Raw genomic sequence first — 12,392 nt, forward strand, 5'->3', positions numbered from 1 at the left:
CGGCTGGGGACGGCCGGGTGGGGCCGGGTGCCCTATCGGGCCGGCGGCGATCATTCCAGCGGCCAGTTGATCGGTGCCCGGCCGCTTAGATAACCCGGGTTGGCCGAAAAAGCCGATTTCCTGACCGCGGGTATGTTTCCTCCAGGGTGATCCAGGCCATAGTGTCGGAAGAATGTCCAGTTCCGCAACGAGTTCCGGCACCGACGCCGGGCCCGGCCAGACCTTCGACTACGACGTCCTCGTCATCGGCTCCGGATTCGGCGGCAGTGTGAGTGCCCTGCGGTTGACCGAGAAGGGCTACCGGGTCGGTGTCCTCGAGGCCGGGCGCCGCTTCGCCGACGACGAATTCGCGAAAACGTCCTGGCGTGCCAGGCAGTACCTGTGGGCGCCCTACCTGGGGTGTTTCGGTATCCAGCGGCTGGCGCTTCTGAAGGACACCCTGATCATGGCCGGATCAGGGGTCGGCGGCGGGTCCCTCGTCTACGCCAACACGCTGTACGAGCCGCCGGAGAAGTTCTTCCGCGACGGGCCGTGGGCCCATATCACCGACTGGAAAGACGAACTCGGTCCTTACTACGACCAGGCCAAGCGCATGCTGGGCGTGACCACCAATCCCGCGACCACGCCCACCGACCGTGTGCTGCGTGAGGTCGCCGAGGAGATGGGGGTCGCCGATACGTATCAGCGGACTCCTGTCGGCGTATTCTTCGGTGGACCCGGCGACCGGCCCGGCGAGGAGGTCCAGGATCCGTTCTTCGGCGGGGCCGGCCCGGCGCGGCGCTCCTGCACCCACTGCGGCGAATGTATGACCGGCTGCCGCCACAATGCCAAGAACACTCTTGTGAAGAACTATCTGTACCTGGCCGAGCAGGCGGGCGCGGCGGTGCATGCGTTACGCACCGTCACCGATGTGAAACCGCTACCGGGCGGCGGGTACGCGGTTCAGACGGTGGCCACGGGTCGCTGGATGCGCAAGAAGCGCACCACCTACACCGCCGAACAGGTCATCTTCTCGGCGGCGTCGCTGGGAACTCAGCGTTTACTGCACAAGTTGCGTGATGGCGGGTCGCTGCCCGATATCTCCGGCCGGCTCGGTTTCCTCTCGCGCACCAACTCCGAGGAACTGCTCGCTATCCGCAGCCGGGTCACGGACAACGATTTCACCAAGGGGGTGGCGATCACCTCGTCGATCCACCCCGACGCCGATACGCATGTCGAACCCGTGCGCTACGGCAAGGGCAGCAATGTGATCGCGCTACTGGGCAGCATCATGGTGAGCGAAGAGCCGGGTGTATCCAAGCGGCGGCTCTGGCTGCGGGAGATGTGGCGGCACCGGCGCGATATGCCGCATCTGCAGAATCCGCGGCACTGGTCGGAGCAGTCGATCGGCTTGCTGGTGATGCAGTCGGTGGACAATTCGATCACCACCTACACCAAACGCGGCCTGTTCAGGCGCAAGATGACCACGCGACAGGGCGAGGGTGCCCCCAACCCGACCTGGATTCCGGCGGGGCACGAGGTGGGGCGGCGGGTTGCCGGCAAAATCGACGGAACACCCGGCGGGCCGATCAGCAGCGTTTTCAATATCCCCATGACCGGCCATTTCATCGGCGGCTGCGTGATCGGCGACACCCCCGAATCCGGTGTGGTCGACCCTTACCAGCGGCTCTACGGCTATCCGGGCCTGCATGTGATCGACGGTTCGACCATTTCGGCGAACCTGGGCGTGAATCCCTCGCTCACCATCACCGCGCAGTCCGAGCGGGCTGTCGCGCTGTGGCCGAACAAGGGGGAGGCCGATCCGCGGCCGCCGCTGGGGGCGCCGTACCGGCGGATCGCGCCGGTGGAACCGGTCGCGCCGGTGGTTCCCGCCTCTGCCCCGGCGGCCCTGCGCCTGCCGTTGGTGGAGGTGAAGCACCGCGAGCGCCCGGAGGTGGCCGCGGGAGAACAGGCGCACTGATCGGCACGGGCGGCGAGCAGACCCTCGCTGCTCGCGTGCCGGCAGCCGGGCGCGCCCTCGCCGCCCTCCCGTGAGCCGGCCGTGCTGCTCAGTGTGCCGGAGTCGGCCGCGCACGTGGCTGTCGAATGTGCCGGGAGTCGGGCTGAGTGCTTCGGTGCTCAGTGTGCCGGGAGTGCTGTTGAGTGCGCCGGTCGTGCGCCCCCGCTGGACTGTCCGGTACGCCGGGAGCCGGCCGCACATCTTTCGGTCGGCGCCGCTCCTTTTCCCGGTGAGTCGGCGGCTCATGGGCGGCATGCGTGACCGCCTTCACATAAGCTTGGAAAATAGCTGATCAAAGCTATCGGTCCGGGAGGTCCGCAGCCGGTCCGCGTTTACCCAGGGCACGTCCCGGGTAACGGTTTGTGGTCGATACTCGCCGGAACCCGGTCGCCGGCGGGCGCGACGTTATGGGTCGGCCGGGCCGACTGGCCGCGCACGCCGGAGAGGACTGACCGTGACGGAGCAGCAGCCGGAAGCACCACGGCTCGAGAAGCAACCGGAAGGCGCGCACCTCGAGAAACCGCTGGAATCGCCGCATCTCAAGAGGTCGGTGGCGGCCTCGGCGATGGGCAACGCCACCGAATGGTTCGACTACGGCGTCTACGCCGCCACTGCCACCTACCTCACCGACGCGTTCTTCCCCGGTGAACTCGGCACCTTGGGCACCATGCTCGGGTTCGCGGTGTCGTTCGTCCTGCGTCCGCTGGGTGGAATGGTGTGGGGGCCGCTCGGCGACCGGGTGGGGCGCAAGGTGGTCCTGGCCACCACCATCCTGCTGATGGCCGCAGCCACCGGTCTGATCGGTGTCCTGCCGACGCACAGTCAGGTCGGGGTGCTGGCGCCGATCCTGCTGATCCTGCTCCGGGTGGTGCAGGGCTTCTCGACCGGTGGAGAATACGGCGGTGCGGCCACCTACCTGGCCGAATGCGCCACCGATAAGAAGCGCGGCTTCTTCGGAAGTTTCCTGGAGTTCGGCACGCTCGGCGGGTTCGTCGGGGGCTCGGCGGTCGTGCTCTTGTGCCAGTTGATCCTGGGTTCCGACGCGATGCACGACTGGGGCTGGCGGATTCCGTTCCTGATCGCGATCCCACTGGGCGCCATCGGCTGGTATCTGCGGACCCGGCTCGACGAATCCCCGGTGTTCACCGAGGTGAACGAGAAGGAGCATCCGGAAAGCGGCCTGCGGATCCTGCTCACCACGTACTGGCGTGAGGTAATGATCCTGTTCGGTCTCGTGGTGGCGCTGAACGTGGCGAACTACACGCTGCTCACCTATCAGCCGACCTATCTGCAGAACACCATCGGTATGGGGGAGTCCACCACCACCGCCATGGTGCTGATCGGCCAGGTGATCATGATGCTGTGCGTACCGTTCTTCGGCCAGTTGTCCGACCGGGTCGGCCGTCGGCCCATGTGGTTGTTTTCACTGGTGGGCCTCGCAGTGTTCGCCGTGCCGATGTACTGGCTGATGGGCCAGGGCACCGGCTGGGCGATCGTCGGCTTCGTGGTGCTGGGCCTGCTGTACGTACCGCAGCTGTCGACCATCAGTGCGACCTTCCCCGCCATCTTCCCGACCCACGTCCGCTACGCGGGATTCGCCCTCGGCTACAACGTGTCCACGGCCCTTTTCGGTGGAACCGCACCATTGGTGAACGAGGCGGTGATCGAGGGGACCGGCTGGAGTTTGTTCCCTGCCATCTACATGGTGGGTGCCGCCCTCGTCGGCCTGGTCGCCTGGACGTTCCTGCGGGAGACCGCGGGTACGTCGCTACGCGGAACCGAGGTACCGGACGCCGATCCGCATCATTCGGCCACGGAGAAACAATCCGTCGCGTGACCCCGGAAGGTCTCGTCCTGTTATGAGCGATACCCGCAATCCGACCGTCGCCGAGATCGTGAACTCGGCGTTGGAGCACACCATCCCGGTTGCCCACCGGATGGGTGTGCACGCCGAGGAGGTGCGGCCCGGTTATGCCGCGGCCACCGTGCCCGCCGACGGCAACGGTAATCATTTCGGCGTCATGTACGCGGGGGTGTTGTTCACCGCGGGCGAGATCCTGGGCGGTGCGATCGCCGTGGCCAGTTTCGATACCGCGAAGTTCTACCCGCTGGTGAAGGATCTGCGGATCGCTTTCCGCCGCCCCGCCACCACGGCGGTGCGGGCGGAAGCGACGCTGACGGACGCCGAGATCGAGCGGGTCAGTGCGGAGGCGGAGGCGAACGGGAAGGCCGATTTCACGTTGCGCGCGGTGCTCACCGATGTCGACGGCGTGGTGGTCGCCGAAACCGAGGGGTTGTATCAGCTGCGCGCACACGCCTGATCGACCACATCACCCGGCGAGCCCGGTTCCCGCGGCAGGGGACCGGGCTGCGTCGTCTCCGGGGTCAGAAGCCGGCCGAACCCGTGGGGGCGGGCGGTACCATCCGCCACGGTCCGCAATTACGGGTGAGGAAACCCGCATCGGACGGTTTCACGGTGACCCGGACCGGGCCCAGTTTCGTGTAGTTGTTCTCGATGATGTACTGCATATTCGTGTTGTCGCCCTCGATCCGCCACAGCCGCCGCCAATCGCAGCCTCGGGCCGGGTCCACGGGTCCAGCGGATTCCCAGACGCCGGGTCGCATATCCACGCCGACCCGGTAGACGCCGTCGTTCGGGATGAAATCGGCGGGCTGGGCCGCCGCGCTGCCGCTGCCCAGCATGATCGCCGCCGACAGCAGTGCCGCGGCGACCGGCCACGTAGGTGCACGCATCCGGTACTCCTCGGTAATTCTGTTCCGATATATTCCGAGATTCCCCCTGATCTCCCCGGCACGTTTACCAGAATCCCTATACCCGTTTCGGGGATTACGGAATTTTTCCCCGTATTCCACGGAAGAAGGTCCGGTGAACGGGAAACGCGGACAACAGAGAATTTGAAACATAATCAATTCTCCTCGCCGCTGGTGGGGCTGCCGGTGGCCGGAGCCGACTCAGTAAGGTGGTCGGGTGGCTGAGCGCATACCCGTGGTGATCGTGGCCGGATTCCTGGGCGCCGGGAAGACCACCCTGCTCAACGGCCTGCTGCACAACAACAGGGGCACCCGGATCGGTGTGGTGGTCAACGATTTCGGTGCCGTCAATATCGACGCGATGCTGGTGGCCGGACAGGTCGACGCGATGGTTTCGGTGGGCAGCGGCTGCGTATGCTGTGCCGTGGACGTCGCCGAACTCGACGAACTCTTCGCTCGGTTGACCGATCCCCGGGCCGGGATCGATGTGATCGTGGTGGAGGCCAGCGGTTTGGCCGAACCGCGCAATCTGGTGCGGATGGTGGTGGGCAGCGAGAATCCCCGCATCCGCTACGGCGGTCTACTCGAAGTGGTCGATGCTGCCGAATTCGCGACCACCCGCGAACAGCATCCGGAACTGACGAGCCACCTGCGGCTGGCAGATCTGGTGGTACTCAACAAGGTCGATCGGCTGGACGAAGGCATTGCCGCACGATTGCGGTCGGAGATCACGACCATCACCGAAGGGGTCCCGGTGTACGCCACCACCCTGGGCCGCATCGACCCCGGCCTGCTGTTCGACCCCCGTCACCGTGACACCCCGCGGATAGGTGAACAACTGAGCCTGGACGAACTGCTACACGACTACCACGGCGCGGACACCGACGGCGAGCATCGCCATCTCCACGACGACTACACCAGCACGGTGTTCACCACGGCCACCGGACTGCACCCACGCCGGCTCGTCGAGTTCCTGGAGAACCCGCCACCGGGCGTATTCCGTGCCAAGGGGTTCGTATCGTTCGCGGTACCCGGCACCGGGCGGTACGTGGTGCACCTGGTGGGCCGGGCGATCAGCATGGAACCTGCCCGCCGCTCCCGCACCGGCGATACCGAACTGGTGCTGATCGGCACCGGATTGGATACCGACGCGATACACGAGCGGTTACGCCGAACCGTGCACACGGGCCCGGAACCCCTCGAGGAACAGGAAATGCTCGGCGTCCGGCGTTACGTGCCTGCGGAAAGCACCGTCTGAACCCCCGGTCAACCGCAGGCGTTCACCCATTCCGACATACCGTCGGCGAACATCTGCCGTTTCCAGATCGGCACTTCGTGCTTGATCCGGTCCACCAGTGCCGAACATGCCGCGAACGCCTCGGCGCGATGCGGTGCCGCCACCGCCGTGACGATGGCCAGGTCACCCACCGCCAGATTCCCGACCCGGTGCACCGCCGCCACCGGCAGGCCCGTGGATTCCGCTATGGCGGCGCAGCATTCGCGCAGGAACCGGGCTGCCTGCGGATGCGCCGAATACTCCAGCGCTGATACCGTCTGCCCGCCGTCGTGATCGCGGACCAATCCGGTGAACACGACGACCGCGCCGAAACTCGGCCCCCGGACCGCGGCGTCCACGACGGCGGGATCCAGCGGCCTATCGCTGATTTCGGCAAGCCGGACCGCGCCGGTCCCGTCCGGAAGCTGTGCAGATTCTTCAGGCATGAGCGCTCTCGTTTCCCCTCTCGGCCCGCGGTGCCCCCTGGCCGCCCTCGTGTGCCCCGCCGCCCGCCACCTGCGCCAGCAGATGCCCCAACAGCGGTTCGAGCACCGCGATACCGTCTTTCACACCACCCGGGGAGCCGGGTAGATTCACGACCACCGACCGCCCGGCCAGCCCTGCGACACCCCGGCTCAACGCCGCGAGCGGGAATTTCGCCGTACCCCGCTGCCGAATGGCCTCGGCCACCCCGGGCAGTTCCCGGTCGAGTACTGCCGCAGTCGCTTCCGGTGTCCGGTCGGACGGTGCGGCGCCGGTTCCCCCGGTGGTCACCACCAGGTCCGGCGCGGTCCGCAGCGCCTCGGCCAGACCGTCGGCGATCTCGGCGTCCGCGTAGACGAGCGGGTCACCCGTGGAATACCCGAGCCCCCGCAACCACGACACCAGGTGTGGTCCGGTCGTATCGGTCCGCGTCCCCGCTGCCGCCCCGGTGGACGCGACCACGACGACGGCTGTACCGGCCGTTTCGCCGCCGGACGGGCGTGCGGGAGTACCCCCGGGGGCAGGTGCTCCACCGTTCGCATCGGAAGCGGTGGTGCCGGCGACTCGTTCGCGTGTGTGCGGGTCGCTGCTCGTGCTCGGAGTATGAGAGCTGCCCGACGGCTGTACGCGGGACCTGCTCCCCGCGGTGCCTTCGTGCGCGTCGTTGCCGGGGGCCGTTGCCTGTGAGGTCTCTCCGATGGTGGCGTGAGTATCGCCGCGCGTGTCGAGGGCGTGAGTTTCACGGCCCGGTGCATTCGAGTGGGAGCCGCCGGCGCCGGGGGTCTGCGTGGCGCTGCCCGAGTCGCGTTCCCGGACGTCCGGTACGGCTGCGCGGACCTCGTCGTCGGGCGCGCAGACATCGGACCTGCCGCCCTCCGCGTGCGCACCGGCGCCGCTGTCGGGAGTGGATGCGGGTGAGGTGACAGCCGGGGCGGTGTCGCCACCGGACGCGGCGGATGTACCAGGCTGCGCTCCGGCGGGCAGGGGAGCGTCGGGGCGGGTCCAGTGGCCCCGTTTCCCGCCCTCTTTGGTGAGCAGCCGGACACCGTTCAGCACAGCCGCCGGATCCACCGCTTTCACCATGTCGTGCAAGGTGAGGCCGGCGACCGCGACCGCTGTCAAGGCCTCCATCTCCACCCCGGTCGGGCCGGTGGTCTTCGCCGATGCTTCGATCGTGATCGCGGAGCCGGTGAAACCGAACTCCACCTTCACCGAGGAGAGCGCGAGCTGATGGCACAGCGGAATCAGTTCGGAGGTTTTCTTCGCCGCCGCGATACCGGCCAGCCGGGCGGTGGCCAGCACATCGGCCTTCGGCATATCGTCGGCACGTACCAGCGCGACCACCTCCGGGGTGGTGTGCAGTTCCCCGGCGGCCACGGCGATCCGGGTGGTGTCGGCCTTCGCGCTCACATCCACCATCCGGGCCCGCCCCGCGGAATCCACATGCGACAATTCGCTCATATCGTCCAGACTCGCACACTCGTTCCGGCCGCGAGTTCGGTCACCGCCGCCGGGATATCGATCAGCACATCGGCCGCCGCCATACTCGCCACCAGATGCGATCCGGGCCCGGAAACCAGTTCCACCGCACGCGGCTGCGAACCCTTCCACACCAGTTTGCCGCGCAGGAACTGCCGCCGCCCCTCGGGCGAGCGGCGAACCGCGCCCAGCAGCGGAAGTTCGTATTCCGGTACCGGCCCCAGTCCCGCCAGCCGGCGCAGAATCGGGCGGGCGAGCACCTCGAACGACACCACCGCACTCACCGGGTTTCCCGGAAAGCTGAGCACGGGGACGCCGTCCACCACGGTCAGTCCCTGGGGTCCGCCCGGCTGCATGGCCACCGAACCGAATTCGCCGCCCAGCGGGATCAGCACCTCGCGCACGACTTCGAAATCGCCTTTGGAGACACCGCCGGTGGTGATCACCAGATCGGCCGCCGAGGCCGCGGTACGAAGTAGATGCCGGAACTGCGCGGCGTCGTCACCGCTGTGCTGGACCGCGATGACCTCGACACCGTTGGCGGTGAGTGCCGCGGCCAGCGCGATACCGTTCGAGTTGTAGATCTGCCCGGGACGCAGCGGGCTGCCCGGCGCCACCAGTTCATCGCCGGTGCTGATGACGACCGCCCGCACGGGCGCGAACACCGGTAGCTGCGCCAGTCCGGCCGCGGCGCATGCCGCGATATGCCGCGGCGCGAGGGTCGTGCCGGCGGTGACCAGTTCGGCGCCCGCGCGTACGTCGCTACCGGGTTCCCGGACGAATTCGCCCGCCGACCGCCCGCGTTCGATCCGGACGGTGTCGGCGCCGGCGGTCGTATCCTCTACCGGAACCACGCAGTCGGCGCCGGGCGGCAGCGGCGCTCCGGTCATCACTTTGCGCGCCGTACCGAGAGCGAGCGGCTGCAGACCCGGGTCGCCGGCGGCGACGACACCGGTGAGCGGCAGATCGACCGGCGGTGCGGCCACATCCTGTGCCCGCACCGCGTAGCCGTCCATCGCCGAATTCCGGAACACCGGCAGATCGATCGGCGCATGCATATCCGCGGCCAGTTGCCGGCCGAGGGCTTCGGCCACCGGCACGGTATCGACCGGCCGGGCGGCGAGTGGGCGCAACAGTTGTTCGATGGTGTCGCGGTAGTCGTCCGCCGACCGGACCGGGGGACTGGCGGGCCGAGAGATCATGTGCTCAGACTAATGGCGGCGGACGGGCCGGCGCCGCCGTATCGCCCGCGGTCGGCTGCCGTACGCCACGCCCGCGCGGCCGGTGGGCCGGGCATTATGAAGTGATCCGGCGGAGGAGAGATGCGTGTAGCGGCCCGGCGTTCATAATGGTGGGGTGACACTGGTCGAGATGGGGATACCCACTGTGCGGTCCGGGCGCCCCTCGCTGGATGGGCGTCCGGAAACACCGCTGCTGGTGGACCGCTTCGGCCGCACCGCGCGTGACCTGCGGGTTTCCATTACCGAGAAATGTTCGCTGCGCTGTACATACTGCATGCCCGAGGAGGGTCTGCCCGCCATACCGCCGGAGGAACTGCTCTCCGCGGGGGAGATCGTCCGGCTGGTCGCCCTCGCGGTGCGCGAATTGGGGATCCGCGAGGTCCGCTTCACCGGCGGCGAACCGCTGATGCGGCGCGATCTGGAGGAGATCGTGGCCGGCTGCCATGCTGCGGCCCCGGAGATACCCCTGGCGATGACCTCGAACGGGATCGGGTTGCGCCATCGCGCGGCCGGGCTGGCCGAGGCCGGTCTCGGCCGGGTCAATATCTCCCTCGATACCGTCGACCGCGCCGGTTTCGCCCGGCTCACCCGCCGCGACCGGCTGGAATCGGCGCTGTCCGGGATCCGGGCCGCGGGCGCCGCCGGATTGGCGCCGGTGAAGGTGAACGCGGTGCTCATGCGGGCAACCCTCGACGGCGCCCCCGACCTGCTGCGCTGGTGTCTCGACGAAGGCTGTGAACTGCGGTTCATCGAAGAGATGCCGCTGGACGCCGACCACGAATGGGCGCGCGCGAATATGGTCACCGCCGCGGAACTACTCGATGTGCTCGGCACCCGTTACCGGCTCACCGCCGCCGGCCGCGAAGACCCGTCCGCCCCCGCCGAAACCTGGCTGGTCGACGGTGGCCCCGCCACCGTCGGCATCATTGCCTCGGTCACCCGCAAATTCTGCGATACCTGCGACCGCACCCGCCTCACCGCCGACGGTATGCTCCGATCCTGCCTGTTCAGTGATCAGGAGTTCGATCTGCGCGGCGTGCTGCGCGCGGGCGCGAGCGACGAGGAACTGGCGCAGCTGTGGCGCGGCGCGATGTGGCAGAAATGGGCGGGCCACGGTATCGATGCCGCGGACTTCGTCCCTCCGGAACGCACGATGGGAGCAATAGGTGGTTGAGGTCCGCTATTTCGCCGCCATCGCCGACGCGGTCGGCAAGGATGCCGAAACCCTGGACCTTCCGCCCGGCGCCACCGTCGCCGATCTGCGCACCCGTCTGGCCGCCACCTACGGCCCGGACCTCGACAAGATGCTGGCCGTCTGTGCCTACCTGGTGGGCGACGAACTGACCCGCGACACCACGGTCTCGCTCACTCCTCGCGTCGACGTACTTCCCCCCTTTGCCGGCGGCTAGTTTTCCGCGCGTTCCCGGCAGGCCGGCTCGGTTTCGGTCGAGGATGCTCGGCGCTGATATCGAACAATGAGGTGCTCCCGAACCGGTCGGCGACCGAGCCTGCCTCGTCACCCCAGCTCTGCCTTTCCCGCGGCAGGGTGACGGTGCCGCCTTCGGACAGCCGCTGAAACGCAGGGCCTTGTGATCGTCGCCGCCTGGGAAAAGCGCGACGTTGTTCCCCGGCCGAGATGGCGGGTGACCCGGCCTGTCTGCAGGGAAGTCCCCCGCCATCAGCGTGTGGCCGCAGTTCGTGGTTCCCGGTCTGCGCTGTCCGACGATGACCTCTCCGGGCAGACCGCGCTCAGGAACCTGCCGACACACAACGCCAGTCGTTCCTCGACAAGCGAGTAGAAGATCCGATTGGCGACTCGTCGCTCTCGGACGAGCCCGTCTGCCTCGAGTACGCCCAGAGGCCGGGAGATCGAGGGACCGCGGATCGGAAGGTTGGAGGCGATATCCCCGGCGGTCAACTCGCCGGGGCGCAGATCCTGCAGGATCTGTCGGCGCGTGGTCGGCCAGCGCGCGGAAAACTCCGGCTTCCTCTTCAGGCCCGAACTCCTTGCACGGCGCCGCGGCGCGCTGCCGCGGGTGGCCTTGCCGTAGCGCACGCCGCCGAAGATTTGCCGGTAGAACTCCATAGCCTGCGGTCGTCGAATCATGGTCTCGGCAAATCGCGACACCTCCTGTCGTGGTTCTCGACGAATGCGTGTGTGCGCCGTTCGCTCGACGAAATGACCCACTCCGCGGATCGACGAGCCCGGGCACGGACACCGGACCGCAGGGATATCGGCACCGGCCGGACGAATTTTTCCGATCATGTCGAAGATCCGCCGCCCCGCTCGTCGTTTTGGTGAGAGGGGTACCGGGCTCCTCACCGACGCGGAAGGATGACGATATGTACTACCTGGCATTGCTTACCGGGGACGAGGACGAAGCCGTGGCGCAACCGGGCACGGCGGAGTTCGATGCGGAGGTCGAACAGTACGCGGCGTTCGACGCCAGGGTCGCCGACGTCATCGCCGGCGGGGCTGCGTTGTATCCGTCGGCGGACGCCGTCACCATCCGGCGGGCCGGCACGGACACGCTGGTCACCGACGGTCCGTTCGCGGAGCACGCCGAGGTGGTCGGAGGGTTCTATGTTATCGACGTCCCCGACCTGGACGCCGCGACGGATCTCGTCCGGCAACTGCCGGCGGTGGCGACGGGATCGGTGGAGCTCCGTCCGCTGGTCCAGTGGCTGCCGCATGACGAACCGGGACCGGACTGGTGGATGGCACTGCTGTGGGAGCAGGCGGATGCGACGCTGACGCCGGGTACGCCGGAGTGGGACACCGCAGTCGCCGAGCACGAGCGGTTCGGTGAGCGGTTCGGGGCGGTGTTGCGCGGCGGTGGTGCGCTGCGACCGCCGTCCACCGCAACCACTGTCCGTGGCGCCGACGGGCCACCGCTGCTCACCGACGGGCCGTTCACCGAAACAGCGGAGGTCGTGGCCGGTCTGTACCTGTTCGCCGCCCCGGATCGTCGCGCGGCGACCGAAATCGCCGCGAAGATTCCGATCGGTGCCGGCGGCGGCACAGAGGTCCGGCAGGTGGTGGACCTCGGGGCATGAGCGGGTCACCTCGCCGAGCGCGGTCATCGACATCTCGCGTTGTTGCCGGCCGATGCTGTGCCGCGGGTCGAAGCGGGCCGGAAGC

The 12,392-nt window shown here is 68.0% G+C and carries 11 protein-coding genes and 2 pseudogenes; 7 read left to right on the plus strand and 6 right to left on the minus strand.

Going from position 1 to position 12,392, the window contains the following annotated elements; all coding sequences use genetic code 11:
• Positions 1-172: 172 nt before the first annotated feature.
• The 3 genes from NFL01S_RS27910 (at position 173) to NFL01S_RS27920 (ending at position 4,320) form a co-directional block, all read left to right on the plus strand.
• A complete protein-coding gene (locus tag NFL01S_RS27910; RefSeq protein WP_062979271.1) occupies positions 173-1,960 on the plus strand; it encodes a GMC family oxidoreductase N-terminal domain-containing protein in 1,788 nt (595 codons plus the stop codon).
• A gap of 604 nt (positions 1,961-2,564) precedes the next feature.
• Positions 2,565-3,836, plus strand: a complete 1,272-nt coding sequence (locus tag NFL01S_RS27915) for an MFS transporter (RefSeq protein WP_062979329.1) — start codon at positions 2,565-2,567, stop codon at positions 3,834-3,836.
• A gap of 22 nt (positions 3,837-3,858) precedes the next feature.
• Positions 3,859-4,320 carry a YiiD C-terminal domain-containing protein gene (locus NFL01S_RS27920; protein ID WP_062979272.1) on the plus strand — a complete coding sequence of 154 codons (462 nt, stop codon included), beginning with the start codon at positions 3,859-3,861 and terminating at the stop codon, positions 4,318-4,320.
• 64 nt (positions 4,321-4,384) lie between these two features.
• On the opposite strand, the gene NFL01S_RS27925 is transcribed toward NFL01S_RS27920, so the two are convergent.
• Positions 4,385-4,753: an Rv1352/Rv1906c domain-containing protein gene (locus tag NFL01S_RS27925; protein ID WP_062979273.1), complete on the minus strand. Its 369-nt coding sequence runs from the start codon at positions 4,751-4,753 to the stop codon at positions 4,385-4,387.
• A 235-nt stretch (positions 4,754-4,988) separates the two neighbouring features.
• On the opposite strand from NFL01S_RS27925, the gene NFL01S_RS27930 reads away from it, so the two are divergent.
• The gene (locus NFL01S_RS27930; RefSeq protein ID WP_062979274.1) at positions 4,989-6,029 is read left to right on the plus strand and encodes a CobW family GTP-binding protein; all 1,041 of its coding nucleotides are present in this window, start codon (positions 4,989-4,991) and stop codon (positions 6,027-6,029) included.
• A gap of 8 nt (positions 6,030-6,037) precedes the next feature.
• Here the strand turns inward: NFL01S_RS27930 and NFL01S_RS27935 are convergent, their stop codons facing one another.
• From NFL01S_RS27935 to NFL01S_RS27950, 4 genes and pseudogenes are all read right to left on the minus strand, one after another.
• A complete protein-coding gene (locus tag NFL01S_RS27935) occupies positions 6,038-6,493 on the minus strand; it encodes a molybdenum cofactor biosynthesis protein MoaE (protein WP_062979275.1) in 456 nt (151 codons plus the stop codon).
• Positions 6,486-7,013, minus strand: a pseudogene (locus tag NFL01S_RS37190) (molybdopterin-binding protein); the annotation flags it as partial. The gene NFL01S_RS27935 and the pseudogene NFL01S_RS37190, both read right to left, overlap by 8 nt.
• Positions 7,014-7,526: 513 nt before the next feature.
• Positions 7,527-7,991, minus strand: a pseudogene (moaC, locus tag NFL01S_RS37195) (cyclic pyranopterin monophosphate synthase MoaC); the annotation flags it as partial.
• The gene (locus NFL01S_RS27950) at positions 7,988-9,211 is read right to left on the minus strand and encodes a molybdopterin molybdotransferase MoeA (RefSeq protein ID WP_062979276.1); all 1,224 of its coding nucleotides are present in this window, start codon (positions 9,209-9,211) and stop codon (positions 7,988-7,990) included. The pseudogene moaC and the gene NFL01S_RS27950, both read right to left, overlap by 4 nt.
• A gap of 154 nt (positions 9,212-9,365) precedes the next feature.
• Between NFL01S_RS27950 and moaA the strand changes: the two genes are divergently transcribed.
• Positions 9,366-10,424 carry a GTP 3',8-cyclase MoaA gene (moaA, locus tag NFL01S_RS27955; RefSeq protein ID WP_062979277.1) on the plus strand — a complete coding sequence of 353 codons (1,059 nt, stop codon included), beginning with the start codon at positions 9,366-9,368 and terminating at the stop codon, positions 10,422-10,424.
• Positions 10,417-10,659, plus strand: coding sequence for a MoaD/ThiS family protein (locus tag NFL01S_RS27960; protein WP_062979278.1), 243 nt, complete (start codon positions 10,417-10,419; stop codon positions 10,657-10,659). Before moaA ends, NFL01S_RS27960 begins: the two co-directional genes overlap by 8 nt.
• A gap of 269 nt (positions 10,660-10,928) precedes the next feature.
• On the opposite strand, the gene NFL01S_RS27965 is transcribed toward NFL01S_RS27960, so the two are convergent.
• Positions 10,929-11,438, minus strand: coding sequence for a helix-turn-helix domain-containing protein (locus NFL01S_RS27965; protein WP_210744880.1), 510 nt, complete (start codon positions 11,436-11,438; stop codon positions 10,929-10,931).
• Between the two features lie 155 nt (positions 11,439-11,593).
• On the opposite strand from NFL01S_RS27965, the gene NFL01S_RS27970 reads away from it, so the two are divergent.
• A complete protein-coding gene (locus NFL01S_RS27970) occupies positions 11,594-12,307 on the plus strand; it encodes a YciI family protein (protein WP_062979279.1) in 714 nt (237 codons plus the stop codon).
• Positions 12,308-12,392: the final 85 nt, after the last annotated feature.

This window comes from Nocardia flavorosea NBRC 108225 (assembly GCF_001613385.1).
Taxonomy (GTDB): Bacteria; Actinomycetota; Actinomycetes; order Mycobacteriales; family Mycobacteriaceae; genus Nocardia; species Nocardia flavorosea.

Coding starts and splice junctions, on each gene's coding strand:
- NFL01S_RS27935 (WP_062979275.1), bottom strand. CDS start 6,493: ATGCCTGAAGAATCTGCACAGCTTCCGGACGGGACCGGCGCGGTCCGG.
- NFL01S_RS27950 (WP_062979276.1), bottom strand. CDS start 9,211: ATGATCTCTCGGCCCGCCAGTCCCCCGGTCCGGTCGGCGGACGACTAC.
- NFL01S_RS27915 (WP_062979329.1), top strand. CDS start 2,565: ATGGGCAACGCCACCGAATGGTTCGACTACGGCGTCTACGCCGCCACT.
- NFL01S_RS27970 (WP_062979279.1), top strand. CDS start 11,594: ATGTACTACCTGGCATTGCTTACCGGGGACGAGGACGAAGCCGTGGCG.
- NFL01S_RS27925 (WP_062979273.1), bottom strand. CDS start 4,753: ATGCGTGCACCTACGTGGCCGGTCGCCGCGGCACTGCTGTCGGCGGCG.
- NFL01S_RS27910 (WP_062979271.1), top strand. CDS start 173: ATGTCCAGTTCCGCAACGAGTTCCGGCACCGACGCCGGGCCCGGCCAG.
- NFL01S_RS27920 (WP_062979272.1), top strand. CDS start 3,859: ATGAGCGATACCCGCAATCCGACCGTCGCCGAGATCGTGAACTCGGCG.